Genomic DNA, 17,739 nt, shown 5'->3' with positions numbered 1-17,739 from the left:
ATGGATAAGGAATGCCCTTATCCACTATCATTCGGGCAGTCCTCACCTGCTAACCAGCAAAAAAGACATGGCATTGAAGTCAATAAAACCATCTATAAACAGGTACCTATGATAGTAATTCATCAGGATGAGCACATCATCGTGGTCAATAAGCCTAGCGGACTGCTTTCCGTTCCAGGCCGTGCGCCAGAGAACAAAGACAGCGTGATGACGCGCATCCAGGTCGATTTCCCCGCCGCTGAATCGGTGCATCGTCTGGATATGGCCACCAGCGGGGTGATTGTGGTCGCACTGAACAAAGCCGCCGAGCGTGAGCTTAAGCGCCAGTTTCGCGAGCGTGAGCCACAGAAATCCTACATCGCCCGCGTTTGGGGGCATATGGAACATGACGAGGGGCTGGTGGATTTACCGCTGATCTGTGATTGGCCAAACCGGCCGCTGCAAAAGGTGTGTTTCGAAACCGGCAAAGCGGCACAGACGGAATATCAGGTGCTTTCTCGGGATACCGATGGCAGTACGCGGGTACTGCTGAAGCCGATCACCGGGCGTTCGCACCAGTTGCGTGTTCATATGCTGGCGCTGGGGCACCCGATCCTGGGGGACGGTTTTTACGCACATCCTGAAGCCAAGGCGATGGCACCACGCCTACAGCTGCACGCGCAAGAGTTGCGCATCACCCATCCAGCATTCCAAACGCCGCTCTATTTTCGTGCGGAACCGGATTTCTGATCTCAATAAAAAGGGGCCCCATTAACCAGGCCCCTTTTTAAATATCTATGACTGAATAACCTACTTGAAGCCTTTCTCGCGCTTGATCAGGTCATAGGCTGCCTGAATCTCCTGCGCTTTCTGCTTGGCCATCTCCATCATTTCCGGTGGTAAGCCCTTCGCTACCAGTTTATCCGGATGATGTTCACCCATCAGTTTGCGGTAGGCTCGCTTGATAATGGCCGCATCGTCAGTGCTGCTGACGCCCAGCACTTTACAGGCATCTTCCAGCGTCGGGCCGCGTTGCGCCTGCTGGTAACCGCCGTGCGAGTAGTTCCCTTGCTGCCCCTGCCAGCTACCGCCACCAAACTGACGTCCGCCTTCCATCATGCTGAGGAACTGGTCGAACTGCGCGCGTGAAATCCCCAGCTCTTCGGCGATCACATACAGCACCTGCCGTTCGTTCGGATGCAGTGATCCATCGGCAAAAGCCGCCTGGATCTGAATTTCCAGAAACATCCGAATCAGGTCAAAACGCCCAAAACAGATGCTGCGGAACTGCTGCAACGTTTCACGCAGCGGAAACTGGCTCTGCTTACCTTCGCGAAACGCCTGCTGCGCCGCTGTACGAGCCTCGCCGTGCAGTTGCAGGCGATCCATAAACAGGCTGGCGATCTGAATATCGGCTTCGGTAACGCGCCCCTTTGATTTGGTCAGGTGGCCCATCACCTGAAAAGTCGTGCGGAAGAACAGCGTCTGCCGCGTTTGCTGGTCGGTAAAAAAGCCTCGACTACGCTTGTTATTACGCGCGGTATCGATCATATGGCCGACAATCAGCCCCAAAACTACACCCCAGAATCCCGCGCCAGACCAAATGGCAACAATCACTCCGAGCAGTTTGCCCCAATACTGCATAGGCTCCTCAATTATCAACCGCAAACCGCACATTCCCCTCCGTTTCACGCAAGGGTTAAGGCGCTTTTTCCCAAGATTTCGATTATCATACCTGTCATTTATCTCTGCGCCTAACGACGACGCAGTCAAACTGCAGGATTTAACACTAGCGCAACGCCGATGAGTAATATAGTCTCTGACCGTTTGCCGGACATGAGCCTCTGATGACGGAACACCAAAACTGCGTATGAAAAAAAGTTTCCCAACACTGCTGGCCACACTGATTTGGACGGCACTTTACAGCCAGCATGCACTGGCTGATCTGGCTGAGCAATGTATGCTCGGCGTACCTACTTACGATAAACCTGTCATCATCGGCGACCCCAACAGCCTCCCCGTGACCATCCTTGCTGATGACTCACAGTCCAGCTACCCGAGCAGTGCCCTGTTTAGCGGTAACGTCAACATCCAACAGGGTAACAGTACGCTGACGGCGGAACAGGTTGAAATGAACCAGACGCAAAAAGCGGGGCAGCCTGAGCCTATTCGTACCGTCACTGCCACTGGCAATGTGCATTACGATGATAATCAGATCAAACTGAAAGGCCCGAAAGCCTGGTCAAACCTGAACACCAAAGACACCGACGTGTATAAAGGTGACTACCAGATGGTAGGCCGACAGGGGCGCGGTGACGCCGAAAAAATGAAGATGCGTGGCCAGAACCGCTACACCATTCTGGAAAATGGCACCTTTACCTCCTGCTTGCCGGGCGATAACAGTTGGAGCGTTGTCGGCTCTGAAGTGATCCACGATCGCGAAGAGGAAGTGGCCGAAATCTGGAATGCCCGCTTCAAGATTGGCAGTGTACCGGTGTTTTACAGCCCCTATATGCAACTGCCGATAGGCAGCAAACGCCGCTCAGGCTTCCTGATCCCGAACGCCAAATATGGCAGCAACAACGGCTTCGAGTTCACGATGCCGTATTACTGGAACATCGCGCCAAACTTTGATGCCACCATCACGCCACATTATATGACCCAGCGTGGCCTGCAGTGGCAGAACGAATTCCGCTACCTGGTGCAACCGGGCCTGGGTACCCTGGCATTGGACTGGCTGCCAAGCGATCGCCAGTTTGAGGACGATCACGGCGAAATGGACGACAGCAAACGCTGGCTGTTCTATTGGGGTCATAGCGGCGTGATGGATAAGGTGTGGCGTTTCAACATCGATTACACCAAAGTCAGCGATCCCTATTACTTCACCGATCTGGACTCCAAATACGGTGCAACGACCGATGGCTATGCTACGCAGAAATTCAGCGCCGGTTATGCCAATGAAAACTGGGATGCCACCCTGGCATCAAAACAGTTCCAGATCTTCAACGGGGTCGGCAACCAGAATGCTTATCGTGCGCAGCCTCAGTTAGACCTCAACTACTATAAGACCGATATCGGTCCGTTCGATTTGCACACTTACGGCCAAGTGGCCAAATTCTCCAGTGTGAATCCGAACAACCCGGAAACCACCCGTTGGCATGCTGAACCGGCGATCAATCTGCCGCTGGCGAACAGTTGGGGCAGCCTAAACACCGAAGCCAAAGTGATGGCCACGCACTACCAGCAGGATATTCCGAACAGTTTTGCCACGGATTATGCAGGCCGCACCGGTAACGCTGCGCCAAATCTCGACGGTTCGGTCAACCGAATCCTGCCGCAGCTAAAAACCGATGGTAAAGTGGTGTTTGAACGCCCAATGGACTGGGCGCAAGACTATACCCAGACCATTGAGCCACGGATGCAGTATCTGTATGTTCCGTACCGCGATCAAAGCAACATCTATACCTATGACTCAACTCTGCTGCAAACCGACTACTCCGGTCTGTTCCGCGACCGCTCATACAGCGGGTTGGATCGCATCGCTTCACAGAATCGTCTGGCAACCGGTGTCACATCGCGTATTTATGATGATGCGCTAGTTGAACGTTTCAATGCTTCTGTTGGTCAAATCTATTACCTCAACCGTTCGCGGACGGGGGATAAAAGCAGTAGCTTTGATAACAATGATGATACCGGCAGCGTAGTATGGGCTGGTGACACCTATTGGAAGATTGACGATCGCTGGGGCCTGCGGGGCGGGGTGCAGTACGACACCCGTCTTAATAGCGTTGCATTAGGTGATTCAGTGATTGAATACCGCCAGGATGCAAACCGTATGCTTCAGTTGAACTACCGTTATGCCAGCTCGGAATATATTACGGCAACCTTGCCAGGGATTAAAAACCCAGGCTATCAGGACGGTATTTCGCAGGTCGGAACCGTTGCCAGTTGGCCGATCGCCGATCGTTGGGCCGTCGTAGGGGCTTATTACTACGATACCCGCGCGAAGCAGACGGCTAACCAGTTAGTGGGCGTGCGTTATAACACCTGCTGCTGGGCGGTTAACCTGGGGTACGAGCGGAAAATTACCGATTGGGATGCCGGGAACCAGATCAGTAAATATGACAACAAAATTTCATTCAACATCGAACTCCGTGGCTTGAGCAACGATCATAGCCTCGGCACCACGGAAATGCTGCGCTCCGGCATCTTGCCTTACCAGCGCGCATTCTGATGTATACCCGCAGGTAAGCAGGTATATTGAACACCTTGAAAAACGACAACTTTCACCCGCATTTGCGGACTAAATAATGGGAAATGTATGAAGAACTGGAGAACGCTTCTTCTCGGATTGGTGGTTTGTGCCAATACCGCGTTCGCAGCACCCCAAGAAGTGGATAAAGTCGCCGCCGTCGTGGATAACGGTGTGGTACTTGAGAGCGACGTGAACGGTTTAATGCAATCCGTGAAACTTAACGCACAGCAGGCTGGCCAGCAGTTGCCGGACGACAAAACGTTGCGTCACCAGATCATTGAACGTTTGATCATGGATAACATCCTGTTGCAAATGGCGCAGAAGATGGGAATTACCGCTTCTGATGCCGATCTGGACAAAGCGATTACCGATATTGCCGCTCAGAACAAAATGAGCCTCGATCAAATGCGTACTCGCCTGGCGGCTGAAGGTTTGAACTACAACACCTATCGTGCGCAAATCCGCAAGGAAATGCTGATCTCGGAAGTGCGTAATAATGAAGTACGCCGCCGTGTCACTATCCTGCCTCAGGAAGTGGACGCACTGGCTAAACAGGTGGGTGCCCAGAACGGTGGCGATACTGAGGTCAACCTCAGCCACATTCTGATCCCGCTGCCGGAAAATCCGTCGCAAAAACAGGTCGATGAAGCCGAAGCGCTGACAAAACGCCTGGTGGGTGAAATCAACGGCGGTGCCGACTTCGGTAAACTGGCGATCACCTACTCTGCCGACTCTCAGGCGCTGAAAGGCGGCCAGATGGGCTGGGGTAAACTGCAAGAAATGCCTACGCTGTTCGCAGAAAGGCTGATTAGCGCCAAGAAAGGCGATGTTGTCGGCCCGATCCGTTCCGGTGTCGGTTTTCACATTCTGAAAGTGAACGATATGCGCGGGGGCAACCAGTCTATTTCGGTGACCGAAGTGCATGCTCGTCATATTCTGCTGAAACCTTCCGTGGTCATGACCGACGATCAGGCACGCGCAAAATTGCAGGAAGCGGCCGCCGCTATCAAGAGTGGTACGGCGAAGTTTGAAGATGAAGCCAAGCAGCTTTCGCAGGATCCGGGCTCTGCACTCCAGGGCGGCGATCTGGGCTGGTCCTCTCCAGACATGTACGATCCTGCCTTCCGTGATGCGCTGATGAAGCTGCAGAAAGGTGAAGTCAGCGAACCGGTACACTCTTCTTTCGGCTGGCATCTGATCCAACTGCTGGATACCCGCCAAGTGGATAAAACCGACGCGGCGCAGAAAGATCGTGCTTACCGCATGCTGTTCAACCGCAAGTTTGCCGAAGAAGCGCAAACCTGGATGCAGGAACAGCGTGCCGCTGCTTACGTGAAGATCCTCGATGGAAGCAATGCACAACAATAAACGAATCGTGATCACCCCCGGCGAACCTGCCGGGGTTGGGCCGGATTTGGTGGCAGTGCTGGCGCAACAGGATTGGCCTGTTGAACTGGTAGTGTGTGCCGATCCGGCCTTGTTGCTTGAACGCGCCCGGCTGTTACAGCTGCCGTTGACGCTGCGTGACTATCAACCGGCACATCCGGCACAACCACAGCGCGCAGGCACGTTGACGATCCTCCCTGTTAACGCTGCCGCAACCGTGGTACCGGGTGAGCTGAACGTTGCCAACAGCGCTTACGTCGTCGAGACGCTGGCACGCGCCTGCGATGGCTGCCTAAATGGCGAGTTTGCTGCGCTGATTACCGGGCCGGTTAACAAAAGCGTGATCAACGACGGTGGGCTGCCGTTTACCGGCCACACCGAATTCTTTGCCGATCGCAGCCATTGCGATCGCGTGGTGATGATGCTGGCTACCGAAGAGCTGCGCGTTGCGCTGGCCACTACGCACCTGCCGTTGTTGGCGGTGCCGGGTGCCATTACGCAGCAGAGCCTGTTTGAGGTGATCACCATTCTCGACAGCGATCTGAAGAGCAAATTTGGCATCAAACAGCCGCAGATCTACGTCTGTGGGCTGAATCCGCACGCTGGGGAAGGCGGCCACATGGGCCGTGAAGAGCTGGATGTGATCATTCCGGCCCTCGACACTCTGCGCAGCCGCGGCATCAAACTGATTGGCCCATTACCGGCAGATACGCTGTTCCAGCCCAAATATCTGCAACATGCAGATGCCGTGCTGGCGATGTATCACGATCAGGGCCTGCCAGTGCTAAAATACCAAGGGTTTGGCCGGGCGGTGAATATCACTCTCGGTTTGCCTTTTATCCGTACCTCGGTCGACCATGGTACCGCGTTGGAACTGGCTGGCACCGGCACCGCCGATGCGGGCAGCTTCAAAACGGCCTTAAATCTCGCCATTAAAATGATAATTAATTGTAATGAATAATAGAGTCCACCAAGGGCATTTTGCCCGCAAACGCTTTGGACAGAACTTTTTAACCGATCAGTTTGTCATCGATAGCATTGTTTCGGCCATTCATCCTCAGCCGGGTGAAGCGGTCATTGAGATCGGCCCCGGTTTAGGGGCGCTGACCGAACCGGTTGGCGCACGTATGGATCGCATGACGGTGATCGAGCTGGACCGCGATCTGGCGGCTCGCTTAGCCGTGCATCCTCAGTTGAAAGACAAACTGACGATCCACCAGCAAGACGCCATGACGGTGAACTTCGCTGAGCTGGCTGAAGAAGCAGGCCAGTCGCTGCGCGTATTCGGCAACCTGCCGTATAACATTTCGACGCCGCTGATGTTCCATCTTTTCAGCTATACTTCCGCTATTCACGACATGCACTTCATGTTGCAAAAGGAAGTGGTAAACCGTCTGGTTGCCGGCCCGAACAGCAAAGCCTACGGGCGTTTAACCGTGATGGCGCAGTATTATTGCAACGTTATTCCGGTGCTGGAAGTGCCGCCTACAGCGTTCGCTCCACCACCTAAAGTCGATTCCGCCGTGGTACGTTTGGTGCCACACCGCGAGATCCCGCACCCGGTTGGTGATGTCCGTATGTTAAGCCGCATCACCACCCAGGCGTTTAACCAGCGCAGAAAAACGGTCCGCAACAGCCTGGGCGATCTGTTTACCCCAGAACAGTTGACGGAACTCGGCGTCGACCCGACGCTCAGAGCAGAAAATATTTCTGTAGCGCAGTACTGCAAGCTGGCAAATTGGCTTTCAGCGCAGCAGCAATAAGGAGTAGTCGCCATGATTGATTCGCCCCGCGTATGTATTCAGGTACAAAGTATTTATGTGGAATCACAGTCGATACCTGAGGAAGAGCGTTACGTCTTCGCTTATACCATTACCATCCGTAATCTGGGGCGTTTCGACGTGCAACTACTTGGCCGTTACTGGTTGATTACCAACAGTAACGGTCGTCAAACCGAAGTGCAGGGTGAAGGCGTGATCGGTGAACAGCCGATTATCCAGCCCGGCAGCGAATTCCAATATACCAGCGGTGCTGTTCTCGAAACGCCGTTGGGCACCATGGAAGGCCACTACGAGATGGTTGATCACCAAGGTCAAACATTCCGCACTGAGATTCCGGTGTTCCGTTTAGCCATTCCAGCGTTGATTCATTAATATGTCGACCTATCTTATCGGTGATATTCATGGCTGCCTCGATGAACTGCAGGCGCTGTTAGCCCAGGTTTCTTTCGATCCGCAGCACGACCAACTGTGGCTGACGGGCGATCTGGTCGCTCGCGGCCCCGCTTCGCTCGAGGTCTTGCGCTATGTGCGTTCGCTCGGGCCCGCCGTGCGTATGGTGTTAGGCAATCACGATCTGCATCTGCTTGCCGTGTATGCGGGTATCAGCCGCAACAAACCCAAAGACCTTCTCACACCGCTGCTGGAAGCCCCCGATCGGGACGAACTGATTAACTGGCTGCGCCGCCAGCCGGTATTGCAGGTGGATGATGAGCGTAAGCTGATCATGGGCCATGCCGGTATCACCCCGCAGTGGGATATCGACACCGCCCAGACATGCGCGCGTGAAGTGGAGGCGGTATTGAGCAGCGACAGCTATCCGCTGTTTCTGGATGCCATGTACGGCGATATGCCGAACAACTGGAGCCCGGATCTGAGCGGGCTGGCGCGCCTGCGTTTCAGCACCAATGCCCTGACGCGCATGCGTTATTGCTTCCCGAACGGTCAGCTAGACATGATCTGCAAAGATGCGCCGGGCAGCGCGCCTTCGCCGTTGAAACCCTGGTTTGAGCTGCCGCGCCTGGTTGATCCCGATTACACCATTATTTTTGGTCATTGGGCTTCATTGGAAGGCAAAGGTACGCCGGAAGGGGTGATCGGGCTAGATACCGGTTGCTGCTGGGGAGGCGATCTCACGCTGTTACGTTGGGAAGACAAACAGTTTTTTACCCAACCCTCCAGCCGTCGCGAAGCGATGGACGGCCTAGATTCGCAGGCCGCCTCTTAATGAAACAATGGGCACCCAAGGGTGCCCAATTTGTTCTCTAGCCAACTCAGCGGCGTTCCAAGATCTCAAAGCAATAACCGTGAGAATTCAGTTCGTCAGCATCATGGAACTCACTGAACGACGTTTCCCATTCATCAGGTTCATAATCCGGGAAGTGGGTATCACCCTCAACTTCGGCATCAATATGCGTCAAGTACAGTCGGTTGGCACGAGCCAGAAACTGGCTATAAACCCGGCCGCCGCCCATCACCATCACTTCTTCCACCTGACCGGCCGCAGCCAACGCTTCATCCAGAGAAGTGACCCAGGTCACCTCGGCTTCATTACCGGGTTGGCTACTCAAAACGATATTATGCCGGCCCGGCAGTGGGCGCCCAATGGACTCAAAGGTCTTACGACCCATAATAACCGGCTTATTCAACGTATTACGTTTAAACCACGCTAAATCCGCTGGCAGGTGCCATGGCATGGCGTTTTCCATACCAATTACGCGATCCGCCGCCAAGGCAGCGATCAGGCTGATAATCATTGTTTAACCCTGTGTAGGCAGCAAAATTGTTCACACTATACGTAAAGCCCCTGTCACCGTCGATAGGCTAATCATGCAATATGAATATATAAGACAGCTCCTATCAGGTTCAGTAATATCCAACGTTCAACACCCGATGAATTTCAAGCCACCACAAAGCGGCGGCCTGAAAACACGCTGGGCTTAAACCCCCGGACGTTTACGGTATAGCCACAGCCCCGGCACCGACAGGCCGATCGACAACGCACCGACGATAAAACAGGCCTTGAGGAAGTTGGAAATCATTACCGACATCAATGCTTCGCTGTACCCCAGATGCGAAATCTCCACCACGCTGATCATCGCGGTATACGCAGAGATTCCGGGGAACATCGGGATAACCGCCGCAACGGTAAAAACCTTCGGATGAGCCAACAGCCAGCGTGACCACTGGATGCCGATAATGCCGATCAGAATGGCAGCCAGAAACGAAGCCCACTCGATGTTCATGCCAAAATGCATCATCAACATCCGCGAACCATGCCCCACCGCGCCAAGCAGGGCGCAGTAACGCAGAGCGCGCGCGGGCACGTTGAACACCATGGCAAACCCCAACGCTGGCACCGCCGCCAACAGCATATCCTGCAAGAGTGCCCAGAGCAGACTCATGACCACCCCCGTAGATCCCACAACGACATGGCCATCACCACGCCAATACAGGTCGCCAGCGTCAGCAGGCTAGCCATCGCCCAGCGTGCCAACCCGGTATTTACATGGCCCTTGAACATATCGGCCACCGCGTTAATCAGCGGGAACCCCGGCACCAGCAGCAGGACGCTGGCCGCCATCGCCACGCTTGAAGTCTGGCTGAACATCGGTAGCCGCAGCAGTAGGCCGGAAACCGACGTGGCAACAAACGCCGTCAGGCAAAAGTTAATCAACGGATTCATATGGCGGGCCGTAAGCATCTGGCGCACAAACATCGCCACCCCACTGGCCAAGAAAGTGACGGCAAAAGCATCCGCGCCACCGCCATTCAGCACGCTGAAACAGCCGCACGACAAAGCCACCATCAGCACCACCAGCCCGCGCGGATATCGCAACGGGCGGATCTTGTCAAAGCGCCGTGCCACATCCTGCGCATCCGCCAGGCGATGCTCGGCGAGGATCACAATATGCTGAACCTCGGTGACGATCTGCATATTGATACCGCGATCGACGTTCTTACGCGTGGTCGTCAGGCAGGCATCATTACTGATGGTGGTCAGCACCACAGCATTGGCCGAAATCGAGCTTTCCACGCTGTCCATGCCGAGCGCCAGGCCCAGACGGGTTGATAACTGTTCCACCACCATGCTTTCCGCACCATGCTGCAATAACAGCAATGCGCACTGAATGCACAGGCGGGTGATGTCACGCTGCTGCCGGTGTACGCCCGGCATTTCACTGGTTAATTCCTGCTTCATAGTCCCCAACCACTCCCCTGAATGAATGTTCATCATATAACCAAAGATGACTGCAATAGGTTGATGCGCATCAGGGGGAGTCGCGTTATTATCAGCGCGGTTATGCCATTCCCTCTGAGACACTATTATGCTTGAAACTTCATTATTCGTTGCCGGTATCGCCACGCTGGGGATGCTTTCGCCTGGGCCAGATTTCTTTCTGGTGATTAAAAATGCCGCCCGTTATCGGCGTTTGGCTGCAATGATGACCGCATTCGGCGTGATTTGTGGCGTCGCCACCCATATGTCTTACTGCGTCGCCGGGCTGGCAGTGGTGATCACCACCACACCGTGGCTGTTCAATGTGCTGAAATATGCCGGGGCGGTCTATCTGATCTGGGTGGGCATTCAGGCTCTGCGTTCGCACGGTAGCAGCAAAATGAACATCAGCAGCCTGCCCCAGCAGCAGGTCAGCCTGAAAAGCGCTTTTGTGCAGGGCTATCTGTGCAACCTGCTCAACCCGAAAGCCACGCTGTTCTTCCTGGCGGTGTTTACTCAGGTGCTGCAAATCAATTCAGGTATCGGCGAAAAGCTGTGGTACGCAGGGATTATTTTCGGCCTTTCAGCCATCTGGTGGCCGGTGCTGGTGTTTTTGATCCAGAGCGGGCCGGTGCGCCGTGGGCTGGAGAAAACGCAAAAAGTGGTCGACAAATTATTGGGTGGGATGCTGATCGCTCTCGGGATTAAAGTCGCCCTGAGTTAAATAGCTCGCTTGGCCCTCTCTTTATGGACTGTCTCTTATACACAACGTGTTCGTCTCTGTAAGTCAGGTGTAATGGGAATTGCCGTAAAAGATCATAATCCGATGGAACAATAATGGACGGCAATTGCAGGGCCCAAGGCGGGGCCCTGCACCCACGCCTACGCTTAACATGGCCTGCCCGCTGCGCGGGTACCTTCGCTACGCCCCCGTTGCCGGACGGGTCGGCTCAATTCACGTCCCTGTTCATATCGCCTCAACCGGCCCTCCATGGCCGGTTGCCCCTGGCAACGGTGTCTTGCTCAGCAGGCCATGATGCGCTTAACGTCAACACCCGAATCTGTAAGTAACGGGCAAATTTTACAATGGTATTGATAACAGCGTGTCAAACTCCGTTGTTGGTGAGATGAGCACTGATGTTGAAGCCATTGAAGGCGCTGAACGCAGACACGGCGCATAAGCGACCGCGCCACGGACGGCGCGTTCATCACATTGCCAATGTGTACACAATATGTTTAGCGACCTAAATAAACACTCATTCCCCTACCTCAAGATGTGAACAAGAGACAGCTTTATGGAAGAGGGCCAAAAAACTCATGACCCTTTCGCTTCTACCACCTCTTCTTCGGGTGCTTTGCCATCAATACTGCCGCGCCAGCCGGTCTGTTGCACTCGCACCGACCGCATCTGATCCTGTTCGATAGCCGCCGACAGCATCTCTTTCGCCCGTTGCAGGCTGGCGATGCGGAATTCGGTATCTTGGTAATTTTCCAGCGTATCTTCCAGCATCTTCAGGTTATAGCGACGGAAAGTATCGGCCTTCTCTCGGGCTTCGTAAGCATCCAGCCCCAATAATTCCAGCGTTTCACGCCCGATGCGCAAAGAGCTTTCAAAGGTTTCACGCTCCAGGTTTTCTACCCCCAACTGCCGCAACTGATACCAGTGATCCACATCGCGGGCGCGTGCCACCACCTTAAGATGTGGGAAATGGCGCTTGGCCAGTTCAGTCAGTTGCAGGTTGGCTTCCACATCATCAATGGCGTTGATCAGGATTTTGGCATGCGCCGCGCCAGCCGCTTCCAACAGATCGACACGCGTGGCATCGCCATAAAACACCTTGGTGCCGAATTTGCGCAGCGTTTCGATGTGATCGGGATCGTGATCCAACACCACGGTATGCACCCCATTAGCCAGCAGCATACGGCCTGCGATCTGGCCAAAGCGGCCAAACCCGGCAATGATCACGCTGGCATTGTCCTCGTCGATCTCGTCCGCTGGGCGATCGTCTTTCGGCGCATTCTTTTCCAAATGAGCCGCGATCACCAACAGCAATGGGGTCGCCGCCATCGAAAGCGCTACCGCCAGCGTCAGCGATTTAGCCCATTCCTGTGGCAGCACGCCCGCCATCTGTGCCGCACCCAAGATCACAAAGGCAAACTCACTGCCCTGCCCCAACAAAATGGCAAACAGCCCGCGCTGGCGCTTCGGCACGCCAAGGAGCGGTGCCACCAGCCACAGCAGCAGCGCCTTCAGCAGCATGAAACCCAGCAATAACGACGCAATCAACAGCGGGTGATGGAACAGGGTGCCAAAATCAATCGACATCCCGACGCCGATAAAGAACAGGCCGAGCAGTAACCCCTTAAACGGCTGAATATCGCTTTCCAGCGCGTGACGATATTCGGAGCTGGCCAGCAGCACACCGGCGAGAAACGCTCCCATCGCCATCGAAAGGCCGGCCATTTCCAGCAGGATGCCGAAGCCAAATACCAGGAACAGCGCCACGGCGCTGAACACTTCGCGCATGCCGGAGCGCGCCACAAAATGCAGCAATGGCCGGGTCACGTAGCGCCCCAGCAATATCACGGCCGCCAACGCGCCCACCACTTTGGCGGCAGACAACGCAAAAGCGCCCAGCGTGGTAGCCGCGCCGCTGCTGGCCAGCAACGGGATCATCGCTACCAGCGGGATCGCCGCAATATCCTGAAACAGTAATACCGCAAACGAACTGCGGCCAATCGGCGATGGGGTTAAATTGCGTTCGCTCATCGCCTGCATGGCGATGGCCGTTGAAGACAGTGCCAGCGTCAGGCCGATCAACAGCGCCACTTTCCAGTCCAGCCCCAGAAAGTAACAGAAGGCGCTCAATACCAGCCCGCAACCCACCATCTGCAAACTGCCGCCGCCAAATACCGAGGCTCGCAGCGTCCACAACCGCTGGGGATCCAGCTCCAGACCGATGATAAACAGCATCAGTACCACGCCGATTTCGGCGAAGGTCAGGATCGATTCAGCATCAGAAACCAGCTTCAATCCCCAAGGGCCGATAATGCAGCCAGCAATCAGGTAACCCAGCACCGCTCCCAAACCAAGCCGCACGGCAATCGGCACGAACAGTGCGGCCGATCCGAGATAGATCAGCCCTTCAATCATCATATTGTGATTATCCATGCGCTTGCTCCTGCTCTGCTGCCGCTTCACCGTGATCCAGCAGATATTGCACCAACCGCTGGCGGTAAGCCTCGCCCGCCGCAATCAACGCCGGTTCATTGCAGGTAAAGGTGTTATGCACCGCAAAGTACGGCTGCCACTTCATCCCGCAGTAAATGGCCGTGGCCTGCAACGGCTGGGCCAGTGCGGCAAAATTAGGGTAATCACCCAGCGCGAAATGCTGTTCGTCACCGCCGCTGGTTACCACCCACAAACAGTCTTTACCCACCAGCGCGTTACCATCGTGACCATAGGCCCAGCCGTGTTCCAACACTTTGTCGATCCACAGCTTCAACAACGGCGGCTGGCTGTACCACTGCATCGGATGTTGCAATACCACCATATCGGCCTGTTCCAACGCACGCTGTTCGGCGCTGATATCGATATTGAAATCTGGATACAGCTCATACAGCGCGCGGATTTCCACACCGGGAATGTCTTTTACCGCCTGCAACAGGCGCTGATTGGCATGGGAATGCCGGGGATAGGGATGGGCATAAATAATCAGGATCATGTGCTTCTCGTCGTTTGGTGCCTTACATCAAGCTTATATCGTGGCAGTTTACGGAGGGATTGATAGCGGAAATTTTTATCGAGAATGAGCAAATTGCTTGATAAAGAAAAGGAAAAGGGCGGGTTGATCCCGCCCTTATTGGTTCCACTTTGGTAATTATGCGATTACTTGATACGCGCGTGCAGTTCCTGTACCGAAGTTACCTGCTCGGTAGGATCCGCCTTCAGCGCCATCGCCGTGGCGAAGCCGCCGTTCAGCGTGGTGTCGTAATGCACTTTGTATTGCAGCGCGCTGCGGCGAATCAGCTTGGAGTCTTCAATCGCCTGACGGCCTGCCGTGGTGTTCACAATGTAGGTGTACTCGCCATTCTTGATGCGATCCTGAATGTGCGGGCGGCCCTCATGCACCTTGTTAACCAGGCGTGGATTAATCCCCGCTTCACCCAGCACCACTGCGGTACCGTGAGTCGCATCCAGTTCGAAGCCCTGTTTCAGCAGGCTGGCGGCCAAATCCACCACGCGGGCTTTGTCACCTTCGCGCACCGACAGCAGCGCACGACCCTGTTTCTTCATCCCGGAGTTGCTGCCCAGCATCGCTTTGGAGAAGGCTTCGGCGAAGGTGCGGCCAACGCCCATCACTTCACCGGTCGAGCGCATTTCTGGCCCAAGGATCGGGTCAACGCCTGGGAATTTGTTGAACGGCAGCACCACTTCTTTCACCGAGTAGTACGGCGGAATAATTTCTTCGGTCACGCCCTGCTCAGCCAGTGACTGGCCAACCATCACGCGCGCCGCCACTTTCGCCAGCGGCACACCGGTGGCTTTGGAGACGAACGGTACGGTACGTGCCGCACGCGGGTTCACTTCGATCAGGTAGACTTCGTTGTTTTTCACCGCGAACTGCACGTTCATCAAACCGCGCACCTGTAGCTCAAACGCCAGCTTTTCAACCTGCTGACGCATCACGTCCTGGATCTCTTTGCTCAGGGTGTAAGCCGGCAATGAACAAGCAGAGTCACCGGAGTGCACGCCAGCCTGTTCGATGTGCTCCATGATGCCGCCAATCAGCACGCGTTCGCCGTCGCAGATGGCATCAACGTCAACTTCTATCGCATCATCCAGGAAACGATCCAGCAACACCGGGGCATCGTTGGACACGCTGACCGCGTTTTGGAAGTAACGGCGCAGGTCGACTTCGTCGTAAACGATCTCCATCGCACGGCCACCCAACACATAAGATGGACGCACCACCAGCGGATAGCCGAGCCCAGTGGCTTTTTCTACCGCCTGCTCAATGGTGGCTACCGTGGCGTTAGCCGGTTGCTTCAGGCCCAGGCGGTTAACCGCCTGTTGGAAACGTTCGCGGTCTTCGGCACGGTCGATCGCATCCGGGCTGGTACCGATAATCGGCACGCCTGCGGCCTCCAGCTCACGCGCCAGCTTCAGCGGAGTCTGGCCGCCGTACTGCACGATCACGCCTTTTGGCTTCTCGATACGCACGATTTCCAGCACATCTTCCAGCGTCACCGGTTCGAAGTACAGGCGATCCGAGGTGTCGTAGTCGGTAGACACGGTTTCCGGGTTACAGTTGACCATGATGGTCTCGTAACCGTCTTCACGCAGCGCCAGCGAGGCATGCACGCAGCAGTAGTCGAATTCGATACCCTGGCCGATACGGTTCGGGCCACCGCCCAGCACCATCACTTTAGGACGATCGTTGGTTGGGTTGGATTCGCACTCTTCTTCATAGGTGGAATACATGTAAGCGGTGTCGGTAGCGAATTCAGCCGCGCAGGTATCCACACGTTTGTAGACCGGGTGCAGGTTAAAGCTGTGGCGCAGCTTGCGGATTTCGTTTTCGGAAACGCCCACCAGCGTAGCCAAGCGTGCATCGGCAAAACCTTTACGCTTCAGCGTGCGCAGGAACTCGGCGTTCAGGCTGTTGATGCCCGTTTCGGCCACCCGCTCTTCCAAACGCACCAGTTCTTCGATCTGCACCAGGAACCAGCGGTCAATATTGGTCAGATTGAACACGCCATCGATAGACATACCGGCGCGGAAAGCGTCAGCGATATACCAGATGCGATCACAACCGGCTTCCTTCAGTTCGCGGCGGATCTTGGTCAGCGCTTCTGGATCGTCGAGGCTCACTTTCGGATCAAAACCGGTCGCGCCCACTTCCAGGCCACGCAGTGCTTTCTGCAAGGATTCCTGCTGGGTACGGCCAATTGCCATCACTTCACCGACCGATTTCATCTGGGTGGTCAGGCGATCGTTAGCACCGGCAAATTTCTCGAAGTTGAAACGAGGGATCTTGGTCACCACGTAGTCGATAGACGGCTCGAAGGACGCCGGAGTACGGCCGCCGGTGATGTCGTTCATCAGTTCGTCGAGGGTGTAACCCACCGCCAGCTTGGCGGCAATCTTGGCAATCGGGAAACCGGTGGCTTTCGACGCCAGCGCCGAAGAGCGGGATACGCGCGGGTTCATTTCGATCACGATCAGGCGGCCGGTTTTCGGGTTTACCGAGAACTGCACGTTGGAGCCGCCGGTTTCAACGCCGATTTCACGCAGCACCGCCATCGAGGCGTTACGCATGATTTGGTATTCTTTGTCGGTCAGCGTCTGTGCCGGGGCGACGGTGATTGAGTCGCCGGTGTGGATGCCCATCGCGTCGATGTTTTCGATGGAACAGACAATAATGCAGTTGTCGTTCTTATCGCGCACCACTTCCATTTCATACTCTTTCCAACCGATCAGCGATTCATCAATCAGCAGCTCTTTGGTCGGCGACAGATCCAGACCGCGCTCGCAGATCTCTTCAAACTCTTCGCGGTTGTAAGCAATACCGCCACCGGTGCCGCCCATGGTGAACGACGGGCGGATAATGCACGGGAAGCCGACGTCTGCGGCCACCGCCAGCGCTTCTTCCATATTATGGGCGATGCCGGAGCGCGCGGTATCCAGGCCGATTTTCTTCATGGCGATGTCGAAACGGCGGCGATCTTCCGCTTTGTCGATGGCATCGGCCGTGGCACCAATCATGGTCACGCCGAACTCGGCCAGCACGCCCTGGCGCTCCAATTCCAGCGCACAGTTCAGCGCCGTCTGGCCACCCATGGTCGGCAGCACCGCATCCGGGCGCTCTTTTTCGATAATTTTGCGCACCACTTCCCAATGAATAGGCTCAATGTAGGTCGCATCGGCCATTTCCGGGTCGGTCATGATGGTTGCCGGGTTGGAGTTGACCAGAATAACGCGGTAACCCTCTTCACGCAGCGCCTTACACGCCTGGGCACCGGAGTAGTCGAACTCACACGCCTGGCCGATAACGATCGGGCCAGCGCCGAGGATCAGGATGCTTTTTATATCTGTACGTTTTGGCATGGCTGTTATG

Annotated in this window: 15 protein-coding genes; 8 read left to right on the top strand and 7 right to left on the bottom strand. The window is 55.3% G+C overall.

The window, feature by feature from the left end:
* Positions 1-108: 108 nt before the first annotated feature.
* Entirely contained in the window at positions 109-729 is a 621-nt protein-coding gene (gene rluA, locus ACX1CU_RS03550; protein ID WP_459401260.1) for a bifunctional tRNA pseudouridine(32) synthase/23S rRNA pseudouridine(746) synthase RluA, read from the top strand.
* Positions 730-789: 60 nt separating this feature from the next.
* Here rluA and djlA read toward each other — a convergent pair whose 3' ends face one another.
* On the bottom strand, positions 790-1,623 hold the full coding sequence (gene djlA / locus ACX1CU_RS03545) for a co-chaperone DjlA (protein ID WP_459401259.1): 834 nt from the start codon (positions 1,621-1,623) through the stop codon (positions 790-792).
* 226 nt (positions 1,624-1,849) lie between these two features.
* Here djlA and lptD point away from each other — a divergent pair, with 226 nt between their 5' ends.
* The 6 genes from lptD (at position 1,850) to apaH (ending at position 8,626) form a co-directional block, all read left to right on the top strand.
* Positions 1,850-4,213 (top strand): LPS assembly protein LptD, encoded by a 2,364-nt coding sequence (gene lptD / locus ACX1CU_RS03540; protein ID WP_459401258.1) that lies wholly within the window; start codon positions 1,850-1,852, stop codon positions 4,211-4,213.
* Between the two features lie 87 nt (positions 4,214-4,300).
* On the top strand, positions 4,301-5,602 hold the full coding sequence (gene surA / locus ACX1CU_RS03535) for a peptidylprolyl isomerase SurA (RefSeq protein ID WP_459401257.1): 1,302 nt from the start codon (positions 4,301-4,303) through the stop codon (positions 5,600-5,602).
* Positions 5,589-6,581, top strand: a complete 993-nt coding sequence (gene pdxA, locus ACX1CU_RS03530; RefSeq protein ID WP_459401256.1) for a 4-hydroxythreonine-4-phosphate dehydrogenase PdxA — start codon at positions 5,589-5,591, stop codon at positions 6,579-6,581. Before surA ends, pdxA begins: the two co-directional genes overlap by 14 nt.
* Complete coding sequence (gene rsmA / locus ACX1CU_RS03525) at positions 6,574-7,383, top strand: 16S rRNA (adenine(1518)-N(6)/adenine(1519)-N(6))-dimethyltransferase RsmA (RefSeq protein ID WP_459401255.1); 810 nt, start codon at positions 6,574-6,576, stop codon at positions 7,381-7,383. The genes pdxA and rsmA overlap by 8 nt, the downstream gene beginning before the upstream one ends.
* Before the next feature lie 12 nt (positions 7,384-7,395).
* Positions 7,396-7,773: a Co2+/Mg2+ efflux protein ApaG gene (gene apaG, locus ACX1CU_RS03520; RefSeq protein WP_459401254.1), complete on the top strand. Its 378-nt coding sequence runs from the start codon at positions 7,396-7,398 to the stop codon at positions 7,771-7,773.
* Position 7,774: 1 nt separating this feature from the next.
* A complete protein-coding gene (apaH, locus tag ACX1CU_RS03515; RefSeq protein ID WP_459401253.1) occupies positions 7,775-8,626 on the top strand; it encodes a bis(5'-nucleosyl)-tetraphosphatase (symmetrical) ApaH in 852 nt (283 codons plus the stop codon).
* Positions 8,627-8,672: 46 nt separating this feature from the next.
* On the opposite strand, the gene folA is transcribed toward apaH, so the two are convergent.
* The 3 genes from folA to ACX1CU_RS03500 form a co-directional block, all read right to left on the bottom strand.
* Positions 8,673-9,155, bottom strand: coding sequence for a type 3 dihydrofolate reductase (gene folA / locus ACX1CU_RS03510; RefSeq protein ID WP_459401252.1), 483 nt, complete (start codon positions 9,153-9,155; stop codon positions 8,673-8,675).
* A 183-nt stretch (positions 9,156-9,338) separates the two neighbouring features.
* On the bottom strand, positions 9,339-9,803 hold the full coding sequence (locus ACX1CU_RS03505; protein ID WP_459401251.1) for a threonine/serine exporter: 465 nt from the start codon (positions 9,801-9,803) through the stop codon (positions 9,339-9,341).
* On the bottom strand, positions 9,800-10,600 hold the full coding sequence (locus ACX1CU_RS03500) for a threonine/serine exporter family protein (RefSeq protein ID WP_459401250.1): 801 nt from the start codon (positions 10,598-10,600) through the stop codon (positions 9,800-9,802). The genes ACX1CU_RS03505 and ACX1CU_RS03500 overlap by 4 nt, the downstream gene beginning before the upstream one ends.
* A 127-nt stretch (positions 10,601-10,727) precedes the next feature.
* Here ACX1CU_RS03500 and ACX1CU_RS03495 point away from each other — a divergent pair, with 127 nt between their 5' ends.
* Positions 10,728-11,342 (top strand): LysE family translocator, encoded by a 615-nt coding sequence (locus ACX1CU_RS03495; protein ID WP_459401249.1) that lies wholly within the window; start codon positions 10,728-10,730, stop codon positions 11,340-11,342.
* Positions 11,343-11,933: 591 nt separating this feature from the next.
* Here ACX1CU_RS03495 and kefC read toward each other — a convergent pair.
* The 3 genes from kefC to carB all read right to left on the bottom strand — a co-directional run bounded on the left by kefC (position 11,934) and on the right by carB (position 17,729).
* Entirely contained in the window at positions 11,934-13,790 is a 1,857-nt protein-coding gene (gene kefC / locus ACX1CU_RS03490; protein ID WP_459401248.1) for a glutathione-regulated potassium-efflux system protein KefC, read from the bottom strand.
* Positions 13,783-14,343, bottom strand: a complete 561-nt coding sequence (gene kefF, locus ACX1CU_RS03485; RefSeq protein ID WP_459401247.1) for a glutathione-regulated potassium-efflux system oxidoreductase KefF — start codon at positions 14,341-14,343, stop codon at positions 13,783-13,785. The genes kefC and kefF overlap by 8 nt, the downstream gene beginning before the upstream one ends.
* 164 nt (positions 14,344-14,507) lie before the next feature.
* A complete protein-coding gene (carB, locus tag ACX1CU_RS03480) occupies positions 14,508-17,729 on the bottom strand; it encodes a carbamoyl-phosphate synthase large subunit (protein ID WP_459401246.1) in 3,222 nt (1,073 codons plus the stop codon).
* Positions 17,730-17,739 lie beyond the last annotated feature (10 nt).

Source organism: Serratia sp. D1N4, assembly GCF_054552755.1.
Note: the sequence above shows the minus strand (reverse complement) of the source record. Positions and strands in the feature narration are given on the sequence as shown.

Excerpts from the sequence above, each read along its gene's own strand:
- apaG (WP_459401254.1), top strand. The coding sequence starts at position 7,396 with ATGATTGATTCGCCCCGCGTATGTATTCAGGTACAAAGTATTTATGTG.
- folA (WP_459401252.1), bottom strand. The coding sequence starts at position 9,155 with ATGATTATCAGCCTGATCGCTGCCTTGGCGGCGGATCGCGTAATTGGT.
- rluA (WP_459401260.1), top strand. The coding sequence starts at position 109 with ATGATAGTAATTCATCAGGATGAGCACATCATCGTGGTCAATAAGCCT.
- surA (WP_459401257.1), top strand. The coding sequence starts at position 4,301 with ATGAAGAACTGGAGAACGCTTCTTCTCGGATTGGTGGTTTGTGCCAAT.
- kefF (WP_459401247.1), bottom strand. The coding sequence starts at position 14,343 with ATGATCCTGATTATTTATGCCCATCCCTATCCCCGGCATTCCCATGCC.
- ACX1CU_RS03500 (WP_459401250.1), bottom strand. The coding sequence starts at position 10,600 with ATGAAGCAGGAATTAACCAGTGAAATGCCGGGCGTACACCGGCAGCAG.
- ACX1CU_RS03505 (WP_459401251.1), bottom strand. The coding sequence starts at position 9,803 with ATGAGTCTGCTCTGGGCACTCTTGCAGGATATGCTGTTGGCGGCGGTG.
- apaH (WP_459401253.1), top strand. The coding sequence starts at position 7,775 with ATGTCGACCTATCTTATCGGTGATATTCATGGCTGCCTCGATGAACTG.
- pdxA (WP_459401256.1), top strand. The coding sequence starts at position 5,589 with ATGCACAACAATAAACGAATCGTGATCACCCCCGGCGAACCTGCCGGG.
- djlA (WP_459401259.1), bottom strand. The coding sequence starts at position 1,623 with ATGCAGTATTGGGGCAAACTGCTCGGAGTGATTGTTGCCATTTGGTCT.
- carB (WP_459401246.1), bottom strand. The coding sequence starts at position 17,729 with ATGCCAAAACGTACAGATATAAAAAGCATCCTGATCCTCGGCGCTGGC.
- rsmA (WP_459401255.1), top strand. The coding sequence starts at position 6,574 with ATGAATAATAGAGTCCACCAAGGGCATTTTGCCCGCAAACGCTTTGGA.
- kefC (WP_459401248.1), bottom strand. The coding sequence starts at position 13,790 with ATGGATAATCACAATATGATGATTGAAGGGCTGATCTATCTCGGATCG.
- ACX1CU_RS03495 (WP_459401249.1), top strand. The coding sequence starts at position 10,728 with ATGCTTGAAACTTCATTATTCGTTGCCGGTATCGCCACGCTGGGGATG.
- lptD (WP_459401258.1), top strand. The coding sequence starts at position 1,850 with ATGAAAAAAAGTTTCCCAACACTGCTGGCCACACTGATTTGGACGGCA.